The organism is Streptomyces sp. NPDC001927 (assembly GCF_053594455.1).
Genome location: NZ_JBSFEN010000005.1, coordinates 402760 through 423189 on the forward strand (window position 1 = coordinate 402760; position 20430 = coordinate 423189).

The 20430-nt window shown below is 71.9% G+C and carries 20 protein-coding genes; 11 read left to right on the forward strand and 9 right to left on the reverse strand.

Annotated features, from left to right (window positions below):
- Positions 1–609, reverse strand: coding sequence for an endonuclease domain-containing protein (locus tag ACWCO8_RS15800; RefSeq protein WP_451032661.1), 609 nt, complete (start codon positions 607–609; stop codon positions 1–3).
- Positions 610–1267: 658 nt separating this feature from the next.
- Between ACWCO8_RS15800 and ACWCO8_RS15805 the strand changes: the two genes are divergently transcribed.
- Together ACWCO8_RS15805 and ACWCO8_RS15810 are read left to right on the forward strand one after the other, a co-directional pair.
- Entirely contained in the window at positions 1268–1633 is a 366-nt protein-coding gene (locus ACWCO8_RS15805) for a DUF7674 family protein (protein ID WP_362014641.1), read from the forward strand.
- A gap of 100 nt (positions 1634–1733) precedes the next feature.
- Positions 1734–2873, forward strand: coding sequence for a hypothetical protein (locus tag ACWCO8_RS15810; RefSeq protein ID WP_451032662.1), 1140 nt, complete (start codon positions 1734–1736; stop codon positions 2871–2873).
- Here ACWCO8_RS15810 and ACWCO8_RS15815 read toward each other — a convergent pair.
- Positions 2859–3257, reverse strand: coding sequence for a DUF192 domain-containing protein (locus tag ACWCO8_RS15815; protein ID WP_451032663.1), 399 nt, complete (start codon positions 3255–3257; stop codon positions 2859–2861). The genes ACWCO8_RS15810 and ACWCO8_RS15815 overlap by 15 nt on opposite strands.
- A 40-nt stretch (positions 3258–3297) precedes the next feature.
- Here ACWCO8_RS15815 and ACWCO8_RS15820 point away from each other — a divergent pair, with 40 nt between their 5' ends.
- Both ACWCO8_RS15820 and ACWCO8_RS15825 read left to right on the forward strand, forming a co-directional pair.
- Complete coding sequence (locus ACWCO8_RS15820) at positions 3298–4062, forward strand: prepilin peptidase (protein ID WP_451032664.1); 765 nt, start codon at positions 3298–3300, stop codon at positions 4060–4062.
- Between the two features lie 25 nt (positions 4063–4087).
- Complete coding sequence (locus ACWCO8_RS15825) at positions 4088–5584, forward strand: DUF2079 domain-containing protein (protein WP_451032665.1); 1497 nt, start codon at positions 4088–4090, stop codon at positions 5582–5584.
- Positions 5585–5589: 5 nt separating this feature from the next.
- Here ACWCO8_RS15825 and ACWCO8_RS15830 read toward each other — a convergent pair whose 3' ends face one another.
- Entirely contained in the window at positions 5590–6801 is a 1212-nt protein-coding gene (locus ACWCO8_RS15830) for a winged helix DNA-binding domain-containing protein (RefSeq protein WP_451032666.1), read from the reverse strand.
- Between the two features lie 86 nt (positions 6802–6887).
- Between ACWCO8_RS15830 and ACWCO8_RS15835 the strand changes: the two genes are divergently transcribed.
- Complete coding sequence (locus ACWCO8_RS15835) at positions 6888–7325, forward strand: winged helix-turn-helix transcriptional regulator (protein WP_451032667.1); 438 nt, start codon at positions 6888–6890, stop codon at positions 7323–7325.
- 292 nt (positions 7326–7617) lie between these two features.
- On the opposite strand, the gene mgrA is transcribed toward ACWCO8_RS15835, so the two are convergent.
- Positions 7618–8655 carry an L-glyceraldehyde 3-phosphate reductase gene (gene mgrA / locus ACWCO8_RS15840; RefSeq protein ID WP_451032668.1) on the reverse strand — a complete coding sequence of 346 codons (1038 nt, stop codon included), beginning with the start codon at positions 8653–8655 and terminating at the stop codon, positions 7618–7620.
- Positions 8656–8765: 110 nt separating this feature from the next.
- Here mgrA and ACWCO8_RS15845 point away from each other — a divergent pair, with 110 nt between their 5' ends.
- From ACWCO8_RS15845 to ACWCO8_RS15865, 5 genes are all read left to right on the forward strand, one after another.
- The gene (locus tag ACWCO8_RS15845) at positions 8766–9527 is read left to right on the forward strand and encodes an isoprenyl transferase (protein WP_362014627.1); all 762 of its coding nucleotides are present in this window, start codon (positions 8766–8768) and stop codon (positions 9525–9527) included.
- Between the two features lie 385 nt (positions 9528–9912).
- A complete protein-coding gene (locus ACWCO8_RS15850) occupies positions 9913–11235 on the forward strand; it encodes a PhoH family protein (protein ID WP_362014625.1) in 1323 nt (440 codons plus the stop codon).
- 394 nt (positions 11236–11629) lie between these two features.
- The gene (locus ACWCO8_RS15855; protein ID WP_451032669.1) at positions 11630–12319 is read left to right on the forward strand and encodes an aggregation-promoting factor C-terminal-like domain-containing protein; all 690 of its coding nucleotides are present in this window, start codon (positions 11630–11632) and stop codon (positions 12317–12319) included.
- A 115-nt stretch (positions 12320–12434) separates the two neighbouring features.
- A complete protein-coding gene (locus tag ACWCO8_RS15860) occupies positions 12435–13928 on the forward strand; it encodes an AI-2E family transporter (RefSeq protein ID WP_451032670.1) in 1494 nt (497 codons plus the stop codon).
- Positions 13925–14623, forward strand: coding sequence for a hypothetical protein (locus ACWCO8_RS15865; protein WP_451032671.1), 699 nt, complete (start codon positions 13925–13927; stop codon positions 14621–14623). Before ACWCO8_RS15860 ends, ACWCO8_RS15865 begins: the two co-directional genes overlap by 4 nt.
- Positions 14624–14680: 57 nt before the next feature.
- Here the strand turns inward: ACWCO8_RS15865 and ACWCO8_RS15870 are convergent, their stop codons facing one another.
- A complete protein-coding gene (locus ACWCO8_RS15870; protein WP_362014617.1) occupies positions 14681–15214 on the reverse strand; it encodes an alkyl hydroperoxide reductase in 534 nt (177 codons plus the stop codon).
- A gap of 6 nt (positions 15215–15220) precedes the next feature.
- A complete protein-coding gene (locus ACWCO8_RS15875) occupies positions 15221–15775 on the reverse strand; it encodes a peroxiredoxin (RefSeq protein WP_362014616.1) in 555 nt (184 codons plus the stop codon).
- 131 nt (positions 15776–15906) lie between these two features.
- Here ACWCO8_RS15875 and ACWCO8_RS15880 point away from each other — a divergent pair, with 131 nt between their 5' ends.
- Positions 15907–16860: a LysR substrate-binding domain-containing protein gene (locus ACWCO8_RS15880; RefSeq protein WP_362014614.1), complete on the forward strand. Its 954-nt coding sequence runs from the start codon at positions 15907–15909 to the stop codon at positions 16858–16860.
- 18 nt (positions 16861–16878) lie between these two features.
- Here ACWCO8_RS15880 and ACWCO8_RS15885 read toward each other — a convergent pair whose 3' ends face one another.
- Genes ACWCO8_RS15885 through ACWCO8_RS15895 form a run of 3 tightly spaced genes read right to left on the reverse strand, consistent with a single transcriptional unit; the run spans position 16879 to position 20428 of the window.
- Positions 16879–19227 carry an FtsX-like permease family protein gene (locus tag ACWCO8_RS15885; protein ID WP_451032672.1) on the reverse strand — a complete coding sequence of 783 codons (2349 nt, stop codon included), beginning with the start codon at positions 19225–19227 and terminating at the stop codon, positions 16879–16881.
- A complete protein-coding gene (locus tag ACWCO8_RS15890; RefSeq protein WP_451032673.1) occupies positions 19224–19907 on the reverse strand; it encodes an ABC transporter ATP-binding protein in 684 nt (227 codons plus the stop codon). The genes ACWCO8_RS15885 and ACWCO8_RS15890 overlap by 4 nt, the downstream gene beginning before the upstream one ends.
- On the reverse strand, positions 19904–20428 hold the full coding sequence (locus ACWCO8_RS15895) for a PadR family transcriptional regulator (protein WP_362014608.1): 525 nt from the start codon (positions 20426–20428) through the stop codon (positions 19904–19906). Before ACWCO8_RS15895 ends, ACWCO8_RS15890 begins: the two co-directional genes overlap by 4 nt.
- Positions 20429–20430: the final 2 nt, after the last annotated feature.

The window sequence follows — 20430 nt, forward strand, 5'->3', positions numbered from 1 at the left end:
CTAGCCTCCTGCCAACTGCCCCAGCACCGCCCGGATCGTGGCGATGACGGCGTCCGGGCGGCGGAAGACGTCCCGGGCCGTGAAGCGCAGGACCCGGCGGACCTCCGGGCAGTCGGCGAGGTCGTTGTAGCGGCGGATGTCGTGGTCGTGGGCCTGGCGGGTGCCGTGGTAGGCGTACCCCTCGATCTCGACGGCTAGGCCCGCCCGCCGGAAGAGGAAGTCCGGGCGCAGGGTGCGGCCGGAGCGGGACCCGAGGAGCGGCTGGGACTCCGGGCGGAGGCCGGCGTCGCGCATGTGGAGGCGGGCGACCGTCTCCGCCGGGGATCCGCACGCCGGGTCCGCGAGCTTCAGCCAACGGCGGGCCAGGGTGGCGCCCGTGCGGGCCGCCGACAGTTCGGCCGCCAGTTGCGCGCGGTGCACGAGCGGTTCGCGGCGGACGCCCCGGACCGTGCGCCGCGACAGCGCCGAGTCCGCGACCACGACCGCCGCCTCGCGCGTCCGACACCTCCGCATGAGGTCGCCGACCGTGCGCGCCGGACCGGTCGTCCGGAGGCCGGCGCGCATGACGCAGTCGGCGTCGGCCAGGTACTCCGTCGAATGAACGCGCACGCCCTCGCCGGTACGGGAAGAATGCGGGCGCCGCACGGTGAACTCCAGGACGCCCGGCCCATCCGCCACCGCTGCCGACCCCGACGCCGTCGACCGCGCTGCGGAAGCCGCCGCCCCCGAAGCCGCCGCCCCCGAAGCCGCCGCCCCCGAAGCCGCCGCCCCCGACGCCGCCGGCCCCGACCCCGCCGACCTCGCCGCCGAGGTGCCACGCGCCGCGCCACTACCTGTCCCCGGGGGGTCCCCCACCCCCACCCCCACCCCCTCCCCCCACCCCCCGAGTACCTCGATGCGGTGCAGTGTCGCCGCCGTGCCGTGGCTGCACACCAGCTCCGGGCGGAGCAGCTGGTGGGCTCGGGCGCGGACGCGCCAGTCCACGTCCTTGCCGGGGGCCGCCCATGCGCCCCGGCAGATCCGCTGCCAGCCCTCCGCGCGCAGCCGCCTTCCGACCTGGCCGCTGCCTGCCGGCCATCCCGCTTCGTAGGCCCATGCCGTGAGGAGCACCCCGCCCCGGGCGACCCTCACCAACTCCTCCGTCTCTCCCGCCATGACTCAACGATCCACGGACGGGGGATTATTCGCACCCCCTGTGGATAACTCCTGCCGTCATGCCGCATCCTGGTGCGAACGGGCGCAGGGCCCGCACCGAAGTGGACTGCCGATGACGACCACATCCCCCAGCGTTCGGCTGGTCAGCGACCTCGTGACCCACATCCCCGAGTTCCGGGGAGCGTACGAGTCCCACATCTTCAGTCAGGGTGATGTGCTGCCGCACGTCTTCTTCTGGGACGTCGTCCAGAACTGCGTCCGGTCCTTCCTCGGCGAGGACCCCGCGGCGGCCGACTGGCGGCGCACACTCGACTTCCTGGAGGAGCAGAGCGCGCGCGGGGACCTCGGCGTCGACGAGGTCATCGTCACCTCGTTCCTCAACGACCTGCCGTATCCGCACGAGCCCGGGTACGCCATCGTCCAGGAGCTCGGCCCGGTGATGGCGGCCCGGTTCGTACGCATCCGCCCCGGGGGCTGACAGGGCAGGGGTACGGGTACGGGTACGGGTACGGGTGCGCACGGGGTCGGGTACGAGCCCCGCCCCGGCCGCCCCCACCCGCCCGGACATAATCGAGCGCATGCCCCCAGACCGGTCCCGTTCGTCCGATGCGCCCCAAAAGCGCCGAACACCCGATTCAACCGCCCTCACCCTCGCCCTCGGCGGCTACGCCGCCACCCGCGTCGTCGGCCTCGCGATCCTCGCCCTCGCCGCCGTCGTGACCGGCAAGGACGGGCTGCATCGGCTGCGCGGCCGCTGGGACTCCGTCTGGTACGTCCGGATCGCCGAGAACGGGTACGGCCATCAGGTCACCCTCCCCGACGGCAGCGTCCACTCCGACCTCGCCTTCTTCCCGCTCTTCCCCGCGCTCGAACGAGGCCTGTCCACCGTCCTCCCCGTCGACGCGGCCACCGCAGGACTCCTCGTCTCCTGGACCGCCTCCCTCGCCGCCGCCTGGGGCATCTACGCCGTCGGCGCGCACGTCGCGGGCCGGCAGGCCGGGGTCGTGCTCGCGGTCCTCTGGGGCGTGTACCCGACCGCGTTCGTCCAGTCGATGGCGTACACCGAGACGCTCTTCACCGCCCTCGCCGCCTGGTCGATCCTGGCCGTCCTCCGCGGGCGCTGGATCCTCGCCGGTGCGCTCTGCGCGCTCGCCGGGCTCACCCGGCCGACGGCCGCCGCGCTGATCGCCGCGATCGGCATCACGGCGGTCGTCACCGTCGTACGCGAACGGAAGCTGTCTGCCCGCATGGTCGTCGGTGTCCTGCTCGCGCCGCTCGGCTGGCTGGCGTACGTCGTCTACGTCGGCGTCCGCGAATCCAGCCCCACCGCCTACTTCGATGTCCAGGCCGCCTGGGGCAACTCCATCGACGGCGGGGTCGCCCTCGCCCGCTTCATCTGGGGCCTCCCGCCGCTCGCCGCGCTCGGCCTGGTCGCCGCGCTCGCCCTGCTCGGCTGGCTGGTCGCCCTCTGCGTACGACAGAAGCAGCCCTTGGTGCTTCTCGTGTACACGATCGCGGTCGTCGTGATCTCGCTCATCGGCGCCGCGTACTTCGGCTCCCGGCCGCGCCTGATGATGCCCGCGTTCGGGCTGCTCCTGCCGCCCGCCGTGGCGCTCGTACGGCTCCGCCCGCGCAACCGGGTCCTCGCACTCACCGGCCTCGCGCTCGCGTCCGGCGCCTACGGCGCCTTCACGCTCCTCGGCTCAGGACCCCCGTGACCCGGATCCGTCACCCGGATCCGTCACCCGGATCCGCACCCGCACGCCCTTCACCAGCCCCCAGCCCGCCATCGCCCCGGCCTCCGCCTCCAGTACGTGCCGGGCGCGCGGGCGCAGCATGCCGAGCCGCCCGGGCCTCATGGTGACGACGTCCAGGACGGTGAAGTTCCGGTCCAGGTAGGCGACGTCCAGAGCGAAGCGCATGCCGAAGGTGTGGATGCTGTTCGTCGGGGTGATGAGCATCGCCCCGTCGATGCCGTCCCGGCCGAGCAGGCCGCGCCGCCGGGCCCGGTAGGAGGCCGCCACCTCCAGCGGGATCGGGTCCTCCGCTGCACCGACCAGCAGGTCCGCTCCGCCGTCGCGCCATTTCCCCGGTCTCCCCATGGGGGAGACGGTAGCGGTGCGGCTGGGTAGGGTGCGGCGGGTGTTCGCCACGCTGATCGCCGTCGCCGCGCTCTGGGGCGCCGCTACCGGGCTGCTCGTGCCGCGCGCCGCGTACCGGCTGTCGGTCGAGCCGGAGGAGCCGTGGCGCGACACCTGCGAGGCCGGCCACGCCCTCGCCGGGCCTGCGCGCGGCTGGCTCGGTGCCCCGGGCTGCCGCTCCTGCGAGAGCCGGCCCCGTCCCCTCACCTCCGGCCTCCTCACCTCCGGCCCCCTCACGCCCGTCCTCCTCACCGCCCTCTCCTGCGCCGCGCTCGCCGCCGCCACCGGGCCCCGGCCCGAGCTCGTCGTCTGGCTGCTCTGCGCGCCCGTCGCCGTGCTGCTCGCGACCGTCGACGTCCGGGTGCACCGGCTGCCCGACCTGCTCACGCTTCCGCTCGCCGCCGTCGCCCCGCTCCTCCTCCTGGGCGCCGAACTCCTCCCGTACGACGCCGGATCCTGGCTGCACGCCCTGCTCGGCGGGCTCGCCCTGGGCGGCGGCTACTTCCTGCTGCACCTGATCCGGCCGGGCGGCATGGGCTTCGGGGACGTCAAGCTCGCGCTCTCCGTCGGCGCGGTCCTCGGCTGGTACGGCTGGGGGGTTCTGTTCGCCGGTACGTTCGCGGGCTTCCTCTTCGGCGCGCTGTACGGGTTCGGTCTGGTCCTCGTCCGGCGCGGGAGCCGGAAGTCCGCGATTCCGTTCGGGCCGTTCATGATCGGTGGGGCCCTGCTCGGGCTGCTCCTCGGCGCGCTCTCCGCCTCCCCTTGAGGTTCGCGGCCTAGCATTCCGGCACATGCGGACATTGACTGACAAACTGCCCGTCGACTCGCAACCGGAGGCGCCTCCCGCTCCCGCCCCCTGGTACCGCCACCCCGCCCTCCTCCCCTGGGCGTGGGCCGCCGGGCTCTGTCTGCTCTACGCGACCGTCGCCGTCCGCCGCCACCAGCTCCTCCGGACCACCGGCTACGACCTGGGCATCTTCGAGCAGGCCGTCCGCGCCTACGCCGAACTCCGCGCCCCCGTCGTCCCCTTGCGCGGCGCCGGCTTCAACCTCCTGGGCGATCACTTCCACCCCCTCCTCGCCGCCCTCGCCCCCCTCTACCGCCTCTGGCCCTCGCCCCTCTGCCTCCTCGTCGCCCAGTCCGCCCTCCTCGCCCTCGCCGTCGTCCCCCTCGCCCGCTGGGCCCGGCGGGCGCTGGGTGTGCGCGCCGCGCACGCGGTCGCCGCCGGGTACGGGCTCAGCTGGGGCATCGCCGCCGCCGCCGCGTTCGACTTCCACGAGGTCGCCCTCGCCGTACCGCTGCTGGCCTTCTCCCTCGAAGCGCTCGCCCACCGCCGCTGGCGCGCCGCCGTCGCCTGGGCCGCGCCGCTCCTGCTCATCAAGGAGGACCTGGGGCTCACCCTCGCCGCCGTCGGTGTCTATGTCGCGATCAAGGGGCCCCGGCGGCTCGGGATCGTCACCGCGGCCGTCGGGCTGCTCGGCTCGCTCGTCGAGATCAAGTTCCTGCTGCCCGCCTTCAACCTCGGTGGCGGTTACGCCCACGGCGGCAACCTCGCCGACGGCCACGGCTCGCTGCTCTCCACCCTGGCCCACGCGCCGCTGGACGCCCTGCGCCCCGACGTGAAGGCGTTGACCCTGGTCCTGGTCTTCGCCCCGTCCGCGCTGCTCGCGCTGCGCTCGCCGCTGGCGATGATCGCCGTACCGACCCTCGCGTGGCGGATGGTCTCCGAGAACCCCTTCCACTGGGGCACGGCGTACCACTACAGCGCGATCCTCATGCCCGTCGTCCTCGCCGGCCTGATCGACGTCCTCGCACGGGAGAAGTCCGCCCGGAACGTGCGCGCCTCCCTCGTCACCGTCCTCGCCGTGACCGCCGTGCTGCTGCCGTCGTTCCCGCTGGCCCAGCTCGTCCAGCGGCCCACCTGGCGGACCACGCCGCACATCGAGGCCGCCCGCGCGCTGCTCGCGCGCGTCCCGGACGGGGCGACCGTCGCCGCCTCCAACCGGCTGGCCCCGCAGCTCACCTCCCGCTGCGAGGTCGTGATCTTCCCGACGTTCCCGGTGGACACCCGCCTCGACCTCCGGGAGACCGGCCCGCTGCCCGCGCCGACGGCCGAGTGGATCGTCTACGACTCCGTACCGCCGGAGGCGTGGCCGCAGAAGAGCGGCCCGTGGCCCTACCCCGCCGAGCAGCAGGAGGCCGAGCTGCGGGCCGCGCGCGAGAGGCACGGGTACGAGGTGGTGGCCGCCCGGGACGGCGTGACGCTCCTGCACCGATCCCCGAACTAGCGGCCCTACGCGTGCGGGCCCACCGTCACCTGCCCGACCACCAGCTCCGCACGGCCCTCCAGGATCGTGGCGACACGTTCGGCCTGCGCCTCCAGGGCCCGCAGCCGGGTCGCGCTGAGCGGGTGCGGCGTTTTCGGCGATTTCGACGTCTTCGACGACTCCGGCGAGCTCAGCGACTTCAACAGCTCGACCGTCACCGTGATCCGTTTGCCCGAACGGCGTTGGTGCCAGACGCCCGCGACCGTGCCGTCGATCAGGAGCACCGGATAGTTCCCGGCCTGGCCGCCCGCGAGCGCCCGTTCGTACGCGTCCCCGGGGAAGAGGGACTCGCGTGGTTGCGACGCGATGGTGAAGGCGTCGAAGTACGGCAGCAGCCGCACCCCGCGCGCGGGGCGGGAGTCCGGGAAGGCGGTATCCCCGGCGACGACCCACCCCGGCGCCCCCTCGAACTCCACCTCCTCGATCCGGCCCGCCCCGGCGAGCGAGGTGAAGAGCCCGGTCGCCCAGCCGACCGGGGCCGCGAGCCACTTGGCGAAGTGCCGGGGGCTCGCCGGGCCGTACGCGTGGAGGTAGCGCTCCACGAGGTCGCCGAGCGCCCCCGTCCCCTCCGCGGGGCGGACCCCGGGGTTGGTGTACGTGACCTTCCGGCCGCGGTCCCGGCCGAAGCACAGCACTCCGCGGTGGCCCGCCAGATGGGTGATCTGCCGCCAGCGCGGCCACTTGTCCTGGAAGGCCTCCATGACCCGGTCGCCCGCCCACGGGCCGGTGCGCGCCACGATCGCGTCCGTCAGCTCGTCCACGGTGAGCTCCGTGTCCGTGAGGGCGTCGGCGATGGCCGCCAGGACCTGGTCGGTCTGTTCCTCCGTCATCCGTACGTCCGCCGGCATCGGGTTCGCGCCGGTGGGGATGGCCGACAGGGCGCCGGTCCACATCGGCAGGTCGGCGGCGGGCAGCAGATGGACCGTGCCGCGCGGGCCGTACGTCTTGACCAGCGTGCCGTCCTCCCAGAGCGCCGCCCGTACGTCCACCCGGGTGGAGTCCGTGGTGCGCAGCGCGAGGGAGAGTTCGGCGGCGGAGAGGACCTGGGCGTGGGCGCCGAGCATCGCGGCGGCCACCGTCGCGGGCGGTGCGTCAGTGGGTTGGTCCAGGAACTGCCGGTGGATCCTGCGGGCGTCGGCCTGCGCCCAGCTGACCTTTGGTGGGGTGGAGGTCGTCATGTGCCGACGGTAGGCGCGGAATAGGTCAGGGGCTGTCCGCCTTGCCCTGAGGGGTCGAAGAGTCGGGACCGGGCGAGGAGTTGGCGATGGCCAAGGGGAAGACCGAGTACGGGTGTGGGCTCGACGCGGCCGTCGATGTCGTCGGCGGCAAGTGGAAGCCGCTCATCCTGTGGGCGCTGCACGCGCACGGCGCGACCCGGTTCGGTGAGCTGAGGCGGCAGATCGCCCGCGTCAGCGAGAAGGTGCTGATCCAGCAGCTGCGCGAGCTGGAGGCGGACGGGATCGTCCACCGGGAGGTCTATCCGGAGGTGCCGCCCCGGGTGGAGTACTCCCTGACGCCGCTCGGCGAGGCGTTGAACACGGCGCTGCTGCCGCTGGGGGACTGGGGCGAGTCCTTCATGGCGGAGATCCTCGCGATCAAGGAAGCGCAGCGCATGGCCGAGGACGCCTCAGAGGCGGCTTCCGATGGCACCTCCGACGAGGCTTCCGAGGGCGCTGCCGATGGCGTGGTGGAGGCCGCCTGACCTGCGTCGGGCGGCGGTCGTCCGTCAACCGGAGGCCCACCCGAGGGGGTCCCTCTTGGGAGGTACGGAACCCGCCGCCACGCCGGGGCGCAAACCCGCCAGAGACCCTCACGGCCCTTGTCCCGACTGGGCTCCGGGGAAACCGGGTGGGACCGGCGGTGTCGTGTGGCACGCAGCACCGCTTATGAAGGGTTATGGTGGAAACCCCCCCTCGGGCCGGTCCGTATCCCCCCCACGGACCGGCCCGTTTTCTTTCCCCCGGCCTGCCTCCGCCTCAGCGGATCAGGGCGTCTCAGCCCCGGCCGGCCCAGATGTTGGTGCCCTCGGTGTCCACGGCGAAGGTGTCGATCTCCTTCAGCTCCTCCTCCGTCAGCGGCGGCGCCGTCAGCGCGGCCACGTTCTCCTCCAGCTGGGCGACGCTGGACGCGCCGATCAGCGCGGAGGTCATCCGCTCGTCGCGCAGCACCCACGACAGCGCCAGCTGCGCCAGGGACTGGCCGCGGCGCTCGGCGATCTCGGCCAGGCCGCGCAGGCGCCGCAGGACCTCGTCGGAGAGCAGGTTCGGGTCGAGGGACTTGCCCTGCGTGGCCCGCGAACCCTCCGGGATGCCCTTCAGGTACTTGTTGGTGAGCAGGCCCTGGGCCAGCGGCACGAAGGAGATGCAGCCCATGCCGGCCGCCTCCAGCGTGTCGAGGAGGCCGTCCTCCTCGGTCCAGCGGTTGATCATCGAGTACGACGGCTGGTGGATGAGCGCGGGGACGCCCATGTCCTTGAGGATCCGCGCGGCCTCGGCCGTCTGCTCGCTGTTGTAGGAGGAGACGCCGACGTACAGCGCCTTGCCCTGCTGGACGGCGGAGGCGAGCGCCCCCATCGTCTCCTCCAGCGGGGTGTGCGGGTCGAAGCGGTGCGAGTAGAAGATGTCGACGTAGTCGAGGCCCATCCGCTTCAGGGAGGCGTCGAGCGAGGACATCAGGTACTTGCGGGAGCCCCACTCGCCGTACGGGCCGGGGTGCATCTCGTAGCCGGCCTTGGTCGAGACGATCAGCTCGTCCCGGTACGGCGCGAAGTCCTGGGCGAAGATCTTGCCGAAGTTCAGCTCGGCGGAGCCGGGCGGCGGCCCGTAGTTGTTCGCCAGGTCGAAGTGGGTGACGCCGAGGTCGAAGGCGCGGCGCAGGATCGCGCGCTGCGTGCCGAGGGCCTTGTCGTCGCCGAAGTTGTGCCAGAGGCCGAGGGAGACGGCGGGGAGCTTGAGTCCGCTGCGGCCGGTGCGGCGGTACTCCATGTGCTCGTAGCGGTTCGCGGAGGCGGTGTAGATCGGGGAATCAGTCACGTATCTCTGCTTATCACGGACTTGTGACAGTCCCGGGCTGGGAGCCTGTTGCCCGTCCGCAGTAGGGTGTCGGCTTCGGGGAACGCCGCGGCATGGAGGGGTTAAGAACAGTGAACCTGCGCGACCTGGTGTACGGGCTCTACGCACGCCGGGTGGAAGGCCGCCTCGACCACGCCCAGGTGCCCAAGCACATCGGCGTCATCCTGGACGGCAACCGGCGCTGGGCCAAGGCCTCCGGTGGGACCCCCGAGCAGGGCCACAAGGCCGGCGCGGACAAGATCCAGGAGCTGCTCGGCTGGTGTGCCGAGACGGACGTCGAGGTCGTGACGCTCTGGATGCTGTCCACGGACAATCTGAACCGGCCCGAGGACCAGCTCCGCCCGCTGCTCGCCATCATCGAGGACGCGGTGCGCGCCCTGGCGGCCGACGGCCGCTGGCGGGTGCACCACGTGGGCACGCTCGATCTGCTGCCGGAGCGTACGCAGTCCGTGCTGAAGGAGGCCGAGCAGGCCACGCACGACAACACGGGGATACTCGTGAACGTCGCGGTGGGCTACGGCGGCCGTCAGGAGATCGCGGACGCGGTCCGTTCGCTGCTCCTGGAGCACGCGGAGAAGGGGACGAGCTTCGAGGAGCTCGCCGAGATCGTGGATGTCGAACACATCTCCGAGCACCTGTACACGCGGGGTCAGCCCGACCCGGATCTGGTGATCCGGACCAGTGGTGAGCAGCGGCTGTCCGGTTTCATGCTGTGGCAGAGCGCGCACTCGGAGTACTACTTCTGTGAGGTCCACTGGCCGGCCTTCCGCAAGGTCGACTTCCTGCGGGCGCTGCGTGACTACGCGGCGCGTCACCGCCGCTACGGATCCTGAGCCACCTCCGCATCACCCCAGGAACCCCAGGCACCCCCGGCACTTCGGGCACGCCCTTCACCGGCTTCACCCTCTTCACCCCCTTCTCCCTGGTCCGTCCGCGGGAGCGATCACCACACGTTCGACTCTGTTCACGAACACGTCGTCATATGCCATGGCATGGCGGCGCGTGATCGAGGGCATATCCCTTCCAGAGTGAGCGGCACGGAGACCGCCACCCGGGAGGCCCGTTGCACCAGGACGACCGTGCAGGACATGTACGGACGGAGCGGAGGGCCGGAGCTCGGCCCGCGCATCGTGGCCAGAGCCCGGTCCCATCCCGCAGCGACACCGCTTCCGTCGCGCCCCGACCTCTCAGGGGTCGTCAAAGGGGGTCTGTCCTTCCGTGGTGACCAGCACTAAGCGCCGCTTGTCCGACAGGCGCACCTATGTTCTCGACACCAGCGTCCTGCTGGCCGACCCCAACGCCGTGTCACGGTTCGACGAGCACGAGGTCGTGCTCCCGATCGTCGTGGTCACCGAGTTGGAGGCCAAGAGGCACCACCCCGAGCTCGGCTACTTCGCCCGGGCGGCCCTGCGCCTCCTGGACGACTTCCGGGTCCGGTACGGGCGTCTGGACGCCCCGCTCCCCATCGGGGATCTGGGCGGCACCCTGCGTGTCGAGCTGAACCATTCCGACCCCGGTGTCCTCCCGGCCGGCTACCGGCTCGGGGACAACGACTCCCGGATCCTGGCCGTCGCGCGCAATCTGCAGGCCGAGGGGTACGACGTCACGGTCGTCTCCAAGGACCTGCCGCTGCGCATCAAGGCGTCCTCGGTCGGTCTCCTCGCCGAGGAGTACCGCGCGGAACTCGCCATCACGGACTCCGGTTGGACCGGTATGTCCGAACTGGGCCTCTCCGCGGACCAGGTGGACATCCTCTACGACCAGGAGACGCTGTACGTGCCGGAGGCCGCCGAGCTTCCGGTGCACACGGGTCTGGTCCTGCAGTCCGAGCGGGGCAAGGCGCTCGGCCGGATCACGGCGGAGGGCAACGTCCGCCTGGTGCGCGGCGACCGGGAGGCGTTCGGCATCCGTGGCCGCAGCGCCGAGCAGCGGATCGCGCTCGATCTGCTCCTCGACCCGGACGTCGGCATCATCTCGATGGGCGGCCGGGCCGGTACGGGCAAGTCGGCGCTGGCCCTCTGCGCGGGCCTGGAAGCGGTCCTGGAGCGCCGGCAGCACCAGAAGGTGATGGTGTTCCGTCCGCTGTACGCGGTCGGCGGCCAGGAGCTCGGCTATCTGCCGGGCAGCGAGGCCGAGAAGATGAGCCCGTGGGCGCAGGCCGTCTTCGACACGCTGTCGTCCGTGGCGGGCCGTGAGGTCATCGAGGAGGTGCTCGGCAGGGGGATGCTGGAGGTCCTGCCGCTCACGCACATCCGGGGCCGTTCCCTGCACGACGCGTTCGTCATCGTGGACGAGGCCCAGTCGCTGGAGCGGAACGTCCTGCTGACCGTTCTGTCCCGGATCGGGGCGAACTCCCGTGTCGTCCTGACCCATGACGTGGCTCAGCGCGACAACCTCAGGGTCGGCCGGTACGACGGAGTCGTCGCCGTCGTCGAGAAGCTGAAGGGGCATCCGCTCTTCGCGCACGTCACGCTGACGCGCTCGGAGCGCTCGCAGATCGCCGCACTGGTGACCGAGATGTTGGAGGACGGTCAGATCTGATCCGTTCGGTCCGATTGGACCGATTAGCACCTTCCCGTACGGGTACGGGAGTTGGCGCCGCCCGGCAGAGCGCAGGAGCTTAGCCGGGCGGCGCCGTGCTGTCCGGTAAATCGGCCAAAACTTCTGTGACTTACGAGGTGTGAGCTTTCACACGCAACACGGAATTGCCTTGCGGTGTCGGCGTCCGGCAGAGTCTTGCTTCCGTCAGGCCCCGCATACGGCCCACGCACACCTCCAGGGGTGTGGCACCACACAACTCAACAGCCGTTCGCCGTATGCCGCCCACAGCACCACGGGCCCGTGTCTTCTGTGACCCAGTACGTCGGAGACCAGCGCAAGGGGCACGATTTCGCCCGCTTGGTCACCTATGTGGGCGATGCTGGAAGGAAACCGTGTGAGCCGGATCTCGGTCCGGGGATTCGCGGTGGCTTCGGCCACTGCGGTCACCACCGTCGGCGCCGTCGTGGGTGTTGCCTCGGGCGACACCCAGCCCTCGGGCGACAACTTCGAGGCCACCGCGGCCGACACCACGCTGCTCGCGGACATTCCCGCGGGCGAGCAGGCCCAGGTTCAGGTCTCCTCGCTCTCGGAGCAGGCCTCTGTCCAGGCCGCCGCGGCCGACTCGGCCGCGAAGAAGTCCGCGGAGGAATCGGCCCGCATCCAGGCCGCCAAGGACGCCGAAGCGAAGAAGAAGGCCGCCGACAAGGCGGAGAAGGACCGCAAGGAGGCCGCCGAGCGCGCCGAGCGTTCCTCGGTCCGCGACGCGGCGAGCTTCTCCGCGCAGGGCTCCTACTCCATCGCCGAGGTCAAGGCCATCGCCCGGCAGATGATCCCGGCCTCGCAGTTCCAGTGCTTCAGCAACATCGTGGACCACGAGTCCGGCTGGAACTACCGCGCGACCAACCCGTCTTCCGGCGCGTACGGTCTCGTCCAGGCCCTCCCGGGTTCGAAGATGTCGTCGGCCGGCGCCGACTGGCAGACGAACCCGGCCACCCAGATCAAGTGGGGCCTGAACTACATGAACAACCGCTACGACAGCCCCTGTGGCGCGTGGAACTTCTGGCAGGCCAACCGCTGGTACTAGTACCGGCGCTCTCAACCTCGCTGAGCCCCTCACCGTCCTACGGTGGGGGGCTTCATGCGTGTAGGTTCGGGCCCATGTGCTCCCCGGGGGAGTGAGCGGGGGAAGAGGGAAGAGGATGTCGAGACTGCCAGGATGGCTGAGCCGGCTGGGCGAGGAGCTCAGCCGCATCGGCGAGCGTCGCGCCCGCGCGGAGCGCGCGGACGACCTGGGCGCCGAGCCGCCCACGGGCGCGGGCCCCGCCACGGGCGCGGGTGAAGGCGCGGGCGCCGAGCGGGAGTCACGACAGGAGCCGGCCGAGGAGCCCGCCGGCGGACCGGCCGCGGGCGGGGCGACGCCCGCCGGCGGACCGGCCGCGGGCGGGGCGACGCCCGCCGGTGAGCGGTGGCCCGGCCGCCGTGCGCCGCAGGGCGCCGTCACCTCCGTACCCGCGCCGCCCGACTACGCCCCGGCCATAGCGGCTCGCCCCGATCCCGTCGCCGCGATCCCGTGGGGCATCCGGGTCGCCGCCGAGGCCGGCTGGCGGCTGCTCGTGCTCGCGGGCACGGTCTGGGTGCTGATGAAGGTGATCAGCGAGGTGCAGCTGGTCGTCCTCGCCTTCGTCGCCGCCCTGCTCATCACGGCTCTGCTCCAGCCGACCGTCGCCCGGTTGCGCTCCATGGGGCTGCCGCGCGGGGTCGCCACGGCCGTCACCGCGGTCTCCGGCTTCGTGATCATGGGCCTGGTCGGCTGGTTCGTCGTCTGGCAGGTCCTGGACAACATCGACAACCTCTCGGACCGCGTCCGGGACGGCATCGAGGAGCTCAAGCGCTGGCTCCTCGACAGCCCGTTCCATGTGACCGAGAAGCAGATCAACGACATCGCCAAGAACCTCAGCGACACCATCGGCTCCAACACCGAGCAGATCACCTCCGCCGGACTCCAGGGCGTGACCGTCGTCATCGAGGCGATCACCGGGATACTGCTCGCGATGTTCTGCACCCTCTTCCTCCTCTACGACGGGAAGAAGGTCTGGCAGTGGACGCTCAAGCTGGTGCCCGCACAGGCCCGTCCCGGTGTCGCGGGCGCGGGGCCCCGGGCCTGGCGGACGCTGACCGCCTATGTGCGCGGCACGGTGCTCGTCGCCCTGATCGACGCCGTCTTCATCGGCCTCGGCCTGTACTTCCTCGATGTGCCGCTGGCCGTGCCGCTGGCCGTGTTCATCTTCCTGTTCGCGTTCATCCCGCTGGTCGGCGCGGTCATCTCCGGCGCCCTCGCGGTCGTGGTCGCGCTGGTCACCAACGACGTGTTCACCGCCCTCATGGTCCTGGTGGTGGTCCTCGCCGTGCAGCAGATCGAGGGCCATGTGCTGCAGCCGTTCATCCTGGGCCGCGCGGTACGCGTCCACCCGCTGGCCGTCGTCCTCGCGGTCGCGGCCGGCGGGCTGACCGCCGGTATCGGCGGCGCGGTGGTCGCGGTGCCGCTGGTCGCCGTCACCAACACCGTGGTCGGCTACCTCCGCGCGTACAGCCATGAACAGGCGCTGCTCAGCACCCCGGAACCGCGCGGCGCGACCGCGTGGGCGGTGGCGCCCACGCCCGCGCCGGGCACGAAGGGAAGGGACGACGCGTGATATCCGAGCCCGAGCTGGTGGGCGGTGAGGACTTCCCGGCCGGGCAGGTCCCCGTACCGGAGACCGTCGAGCCGCCCGCTCGCCCGACGGGTCCGGGCCGTCCCTGGCTGTGGGCGCTCGGCGGCGCGGTCGTCGCCTCGGCGGTGTGGGCCGGTGGGCTCTACGCGTACGAGCGGAGCCAGGAAGGGGACCTGCCGGACCTCGCCGGGTACCGGACGGTCGCGGACCTGTGCGCGACGGCCCGACTGAAGGGGCTCGCCGGCGCCCTGGGCCCGAAGTCCGCGGACGTCGGGGCCTCCTCGGAGAACCACGAGGCGCTGGACACGGCGCACTGCTCGCTGACGATGGGGAACCCGGCGACCGGGCACGGGGTCTCGATCAGCTACCGGCTGCACAAGGTGACCGACCCGGGGCCGGAGTTCCTCGCCCGCTACGAGGGCTCCTCGTGGGGGGACTTCCAGCGCGTCGACGGTGTGGGGGAGAGCGCCTTCTACCTTCTGCACCCGGGCGACGAGGGTGCGGAGATGGCCGTCCTCGACGGGCAGGTGGAGCTGGAGATCTCGGTCAGCACCAACACCGTCTGGGACGAGGAGGCGGGCGAGTCGGTCAGCACCACCGAGCGGGTCGACCTCGAGGGCATCGACACCGTCCTCGCGCAGGACCTGATCGCTCTGATGGCCGCGCTGAAGAAGTGACGGAAGGGCCCCGGGTCTTGTGCCCCGGGGCCCTTCGCGTGAGTCCGCTCGTACGCCCTACTCGGCGAGGAGGGCCTCGGCGTCCAGCGTGACGCCGACCGCCTGGATGACCGAGGCGATCTTGACGGCCTCCTGGATCGTCTCGCGGTCGACACCGGCCTTGCGCAGGACCTGCTCGTGCGAGTCCAGGCACTGGCCGCAGCCGTTGATCGCCGAGACGGCCAGCGACCACAGCTCGAAGTCGACCTTCTCGACGCCCGGGTTGCCGATGACGTTCATCCGCAGACCGGCGCGCATCGTCCCGTACTCGGGGTCCGACAGCAGGTGCCGGGTCCGGTAGAAGACGTTGTTCATCGCCATGATCGCGGCGGCGGACTTGGCCGCCGTGTACGCCTCGGGCTTGAGGTTGGCCTTGGCCTCCGGCTCCAGCTCCGCCAGGACCTTCGGCGAGCGCGAGGCGATCGCGCAGGCGAGGACCGTGCCCCACAGCTGCTGCTGCGGGAGCTCGCTGTTGCCGATGACCGAACCGAGGTTCAGCTTCAGGTCCTTGGCGAAGTCCGGTACGGCGGACTTGAGTTCGTCGAGAGCCATGTCAGATCACTCGCCCGACAGGAGCGCGGCCGCGTCGAGGGTGGTCTCGCCCTTGTTCCAGTTGCACGGGCACAGCTCGTCGGTCTGCAGGGCGTCCAGGACCCGCAGGACCTCCTTGGGGTTACGGCCCACGGAGCCGGCGGTCACCATCGTGAACTGGATCTCGTTGTTCTGGTCCACGATGAAGACGGCGCGCTGGGCGAAGCCGTCCTCGCCCTCGACACCACAGTCGCGCATGAGCTCGTGCTTGGAGTCGGCGAGCATCGGGAAGGGCAGGTCACGCAGGTCGGCGTGGTCCTTGCGCCAGGCGTGGTGGACGAACTCCGAGTCGCCGGAGACGCCGAGGATCTGGGCGTCGCGGTCCGCGAACTCGTCGTTCAGCTTGCCGAAAGCGGCGATCTCGGTCGGGCAGACGAAAGTGAAGTCCTTCGGCCAGAAAAACACCACACGCCACTTGCCCTCGTAGGACTTGTGGTCGATCTGCTCGAACTCCTTGCCGCTCTCCAGCGACACGCAGGCGGTCAGGTCGTAGGTGGGGAACTGGTCACCGACAGTGAGCACGCGCTCTCCTTGCAGGCTGGAAGATCCCTTTTGGGGCTTCCGTGAGGGGTTGGACGGTCGTCATCCTGGCACGGAGTGCATTGATCAGTGAAATAGCTAGACTGGGTCGGGTTGATCGAAGGTGGTTATCAGTGGTGTCGGTGCGGCGTGTGAAGCAGCCCAGCTTGTCCCAGCTCAGAGCGTTCGCGGCGGTCGCGGAGCATCTGCACTTCCGGGATGCGGCGGCGGCCATAGGGATGAGCCAGCCGGCGCTCTCCGGCGCGGTCTCGGCCCTCGAAGAGGCACTGGGTGTCCAGCTCCTCGAGCGTACGACGCGCAAGGTGCTGCTCTCGCCCGCCGGTGAGCGGCTCGCCGCCCGGGCCCGGGCGGTTCTGGACGCCGTGTCGGAGCTGATGGAGGAGGCCGAGGCGGCGCAGGCCCCGTTCACCGGCGTGCTGCGGCTCGGCGTGATCCCGACGGTCGCCCCGTACCTGCTGCCCAGCGTGCTGAGCCTGGTCCACGAGCGCTACCCGGAACTCGACCTCCAGGTCCACGAGGAGCAGACCTCCTCGCTCCTGGAGGGGCTCGCGGCCGGGCGGCTCGACCTGCTGCTGCTCGCCGTGCCGCTCGGGGTGCCCGGGGTCACCGAACTCCCGCTCTTCGACGAGGACTTCGTGCTCGTCACCCCGCAGGGCCACCCGCTGGCCGGGCGGGACGACATTCCGCGCGAGGCCCTCAAGGAGCTCAAGCTGCTGCTCCTCGACGAGGGGCACTGCCTGCGCGACCAGGCCCTCGACATCTGCCGGGAGGCCGGGCGCACCGAGGGAACGCCGGTCACCACGACCGCCGCCGGGCTCTCCACGCTCGTGCAACTGGTCGCGGGCGGCCTCGGGGTGACCCTGCTGCCGCGCACGGCGGTCAAGGTCGAGACGGCGCGCAACACGGCCCTGTTCACCGGCCGCTTCACCGACCCCGCGCCCACCCGGCAGGTCGCCCTCGCCATGCGCACGGGCTCGGCACGCCAGGCCGAGTTCGAGGAGCTGGCCGGCGCGCTGCGCGGCGCGATGAGGCGGCTGCCGGTACGCGTGGTGGGCGCCGGGCACTGACCGGCGCCCCACCACGTACTACTCCGTCCGCAGGCCGTCCGCGCGCATCAGGCGCCACAGCGGCGGCAGGGACAGCAGGGTCACGAGCGCGACCATCGCCGCGCCGACGCCCGCCACCGGCAGGAACACCCACCAGTCCACGACCTGCTTGCCGATCATCTTCAGGAGCACCACGCCGAGCCCGAGGCCGCCCACGACGGCGAGCGCCATGCCGAGGCCGATCGGGACCGCCGTCTGCCAGAGGACCGACAGGCCGAGGGTCGACCGCCGGGTGCCGAAGGCGACCAGCGAGGACAGCAGCCGCTTGCGGTCCCGCAGTTGCTCCAGGGTCGTGACCAGGAGCGAGGCCGCGACCAGCAGCATCGTCGCGGTGGCACCGACCAGGATGCCGGTGCGGACGCTGGAGTACTGCTCGTCCCGCTCCATGTTCTGCAGGGTGCGGACCCAGGCCAGCGGGTCGATCCCCGCCGCGGTGTTCCGTACGTGCTCGGTGGCGTCCGGCACATCGGGGTCGACCCGCACCAGCGCGGTCGCCTCCGCCGCGTCCATCCGCGCGACGTCGATCGCCGACGGGGTGGCGAAGATCCCGAACTGGTAGTGGCCGACCGGGTCGACCCGGGAGTCGACCGTGCGGGCCGAGGCCGGGATCCGCCAGGTCGGCGCCGCCGTGCGGTGCTCGGCCGGGTCCCGGAGCGCGATGTCGGCGCCGGGCCGCGCGGTCTCCTTGACCCAGTCGTCGTCCGCCGCGCCCAGCTGTCCGTGGGCGAGGGCGACGAAGACGTCGCCGTCCTTGCAGGAGGGCAGGTTCGCCAGCTCCTTGAGGGAGGGGCAGTCGCCGACGACCAGCGGGGTGATCGGGGCGAACTGCTCGCCCGGCTTCAGGGGGCCCGGCCGCCAGGCGTTGGACTCGATCGTGCCGACGACGGCCGTGACGCCCTCGGTCCTGGAGAACCTCTCGATCATCTCGCGGGCCTCGCCGCCGTCCTTGGCGTCGATCGTCGACTGGATCTGCGCCCGCTCGGAGTTCGCGCCCGTGACGTTCATGAAGTCGTCCTGCATCGCGTGGAACAGCATCTGCAGGGCGATCGCCCCGGCCGCCGCGACGACGATGCCGCTGACCGCCCTGGCGGCCGTACCGCTGCTCAACTGCAGGCGGCGGGTGGCCAGTTGCCAGGCCACCGGACCGCCGCGGAGCCGCTTGACGCAGGCCTCCACCAGCCAGGGCAGCAGGGTGGTGAGGCCGATCAGGGCGAGCGTGGCGCCGACCGCGACACCGCTGGTATCGATCGCCGTCTCCCGCAGGTCGATGTCGCCGGCCATCGGCAGGAGCAGCGCGAGCCCGGCCGCGACGAGCAGCAGCCGCCACCACAGCCTGCGGGGGCGGGGCGTGGCGGCCCGTACGACACCCAGCGGTTCGATCGCGACCCCGCGCAGGGCGAAGAGGCTCACCACGACCGCCGAGACCGGGACGACCGTGAGGACGAGGGCGGCGAGCGGGGCCAGCGGCACGACGTCGGAGGGGAAGGCGTTGACGTCCCAGACCTTCACCAGGCCGACGGCCTGCCGGCCCAGGGCGAAGAAGACACCGCCGAGCGCGAGGCCGAGGAGCGCGCTCGCGAGGGACTCGCCGGCCGCGATCCGCCGCACCATGGCGGTGTCCGCGCCGACGAGCCGCAGCGCGGCGAGGCGTCGGTCGCGCTGCTCGCCGCCGAAGCGGACGGCGGTCGCGACGAAGACGAGGACCGGCAGCAGCAGGACGACGCAGGCGATGACGACGAGCAGGAGCAGGAAGGCGTTGAGCGGTTCCTCCGGCACCGACCAGCCGTAGCCGCGGCCGCGGCCGTCGGACGTGTCGGTGGTGAGTGTCGCGCTCGCGGCGACGTACCGCAGCTCGCCCGGGCCGATCAGGCCGGGCTCGGTGATCGTGCCCGCCACCTTGTACGGCAGCCGTTCCTTCAGGAGCGCGCCGGAGGGGGAGTCGAGCAGGTCGGCGAGGGCGGGGGAGACCCACATCTCGCCCGCCGCGGGGATCTTCGGCAGCCCCGGCGGGGTGGGCGCGTCCGCGCCCTCGGGGCGCAGGACCAGGCCGGTGACCGAGTCGCCCCGGAAGACGGTCTCGGGGGTCGCGTACAGGAAGGAGTCCGCGGTGGGGTTCGGGTTGTTCTCGCTCGCGTCGACGCTGCGCTGCGACTCGCGGACCTCGCGGGCGAAGGACATGTGCGGCACGGCGGAGGCGACGAGCAGCAGGGCCACGCCGAGGCCGATGCCGACGGCGGTCAGGGTCGTCCGGATCCAGCCCCTGCGGCCGCCGGTGACCGCGAACCGGGCGCCGAGCGCCAGGTCGCGGGACCAGGTACGGAGCCTCATACCGCCCACTCCGCGTCGCGCACGGAGCCGTCGCGGACGACGATCTCGCGGTCCGAGTAGGCGGCGACCCGCGCCTCGTGGGTGACCAGGACGACGGCGGCGCCGGTGTCCCGGGCCGCGTCCGTGAGCAGCCGCATCACGCGCTCGCCGTTGAGCGAGTCGAGGGCGCCGGTCGGTTCGTCGGCGAAGAGCACGCGCGGGGCGGTGACCAGGGAGCGGGCGACGGCGACGCGCTGGCCCTGGCCGCCGGATATCTCGCCGGGCCGCTTGCCGGCGACGTCGCCGACCTCCAGGCGGTCGAGCCACTCGCGGGCCCGGGCCTCGGCGGCCTTGCGCCGCTCGCCGTTGAGGCGGAGCGGCAGGGCCACGTTCTCGGCGCAGGTCAGTTCGGGCACCAGCTGCCCGAACTGGAAGACGAAGCCGAAGTCGGTGCGGCGCAGCGCGCTGCGGGCCCCGTCGGAGAGGGCGGTGAGCTCCCGCCCGTCGTAGGTGATGGTGCCGGCGTCGGGCCGGACGATCCCGGCGAGGCAGTGCAGCAGCGTGGACTTGCCGGAGCCGGAGGGGCCCATGACGGCGACGACCTCGCCGGCCCGGACCGCGAACTCGGCGCCCGAGAGCGCGGGGGTCGGTCCGTACGTCTTGGTGAGGCCGGTCGCGCGGAGCAGGGGGGTGGTGGTCATCGGTGGAGCTCCTCGGCGAGCCGGTCGAGGCGGGCGGCGGTCAGTTCCAGCCAGCGCAGGTCGGCTTCGAGGTGGAACAGGGCGTGGTCGCAGATCAGCTGGTCGGCGAGGTCGCCGTCCTTCTTGCGCCGGGTCAGCTCGCGCATGAGCCGCAGGTGCTCGGCCCGCTGCACGTCGAGGACCTGGGCGGCCTCGCGGCCGGTGAGGAGGGCGAGGACGACCTTGGTGTAGAGCGTGGACTGGAGGTACGGCTCCGGTTTCTCGGGGCGGCCGATCCACTGCTCGACGTCGGTGACGCCGGCCTCGGTGATGGCGTACCGCTTCCGCTCGGGGCCGCCGCCCGCCTCGATGCCGTCGACCTCGACGAGGCCGTTCTTCAGCAGTCGGGACATGGTCGAGTAGACCTGGCCGTAGTGCAGTGGCCGGTCGTGGCCGAACTTCTCGTCGAAGGCGCGCTTGAGGTCGTAGCCGTGGCGCGGACCGGACTCCAGGAGTCCGAGGAGCGTGTGTCCTATTGACATGC

Excerpts from the sequence above, each read along its gene's own strand:
- ACWCO8_RS15860 (WP_451032670.1), top strand. The coding sequence starts at position 12,435 with ATGTCGAGACTGCCAGGATGGCTGAGCCGGCTGGGCGAGGAGCTCAGC.
- ACWCO8_RS15825 (WP_451032665.1), top strand. The coding sequence starts at position 4,088 with ATGCGGACATTGACTGACAAACTGCCCGTCGACTCGCAACCGGAGGCG.
- ACWCO8_RS15805 (WP_362014641.1), top strand. The coding sequence starts at position 1,268 with ATGACGACCACATCCCCCAGCGTTCGGCTGGTCAGCGACCTCGTGACC.
- ACWCO8_RS15885 (WP_451032672.1), bottom strand. The coding sequence starts at position 19,227 with ATGAGGCTCCGTACCTGGTCCCGCGACCTGGCGCTCGGCGCCCGGTTC.
- ACWCO8_RS15815 (WP_451032663.1), bottom strand. The coding sequence starts at position 3,257 with ATGGGGAGACCGGGGAAATGGCGCGACGGCGGAGCGGACCTGCTGGTC.
- ACWCO8_RS15870 (WP_362014617.1), bottom strand. The coding sequence starts at position 15,214 with ATGGCTCTCGACGAACTCAAGTCCGCCGTACCGGACTTCGCCAAGGAC.
- ACWCO8_RS15810 (WP_451032662.1), top strand. The coding sequence starts at position 1,734 with ATGCCCCCAGACCGGTCCCGTTCGTCCGATGCGCCCCAAAAGCGCCGA.
- ACWCO8_RS15890 (WP_451032673.1), bottom strand. The coding sequence starts at position 19,907 with ATGACCACCACCCCCCTGCTCCGCGCGACCGGCCTCACCAAGACGTAC.
- ACWCO8_RS15895 (WP_362014608.1), bottom strand. The coding sequence starts at position 20,428 with ATGTCAATAGGACACACGCTCCTCGGACTCCTGGAGTCCGGTCCGCGC.
- ACWCO8_RS15835 (WP_451032667.1), top strand. The coding sequence starts at position 6,888 with ATGGCCAAGGGGAAGACCGAGTACGGGTGTGGGCTCGACGCGGCCGTC.
- ACWCO8_RS15830 (WP_451032666.1), bottom strand. The coding sequence starts at position 6,801 with ATGACGACCTCCACCCCACCAAAGGTCAGCTGGGCGCAGGCCGACGCC.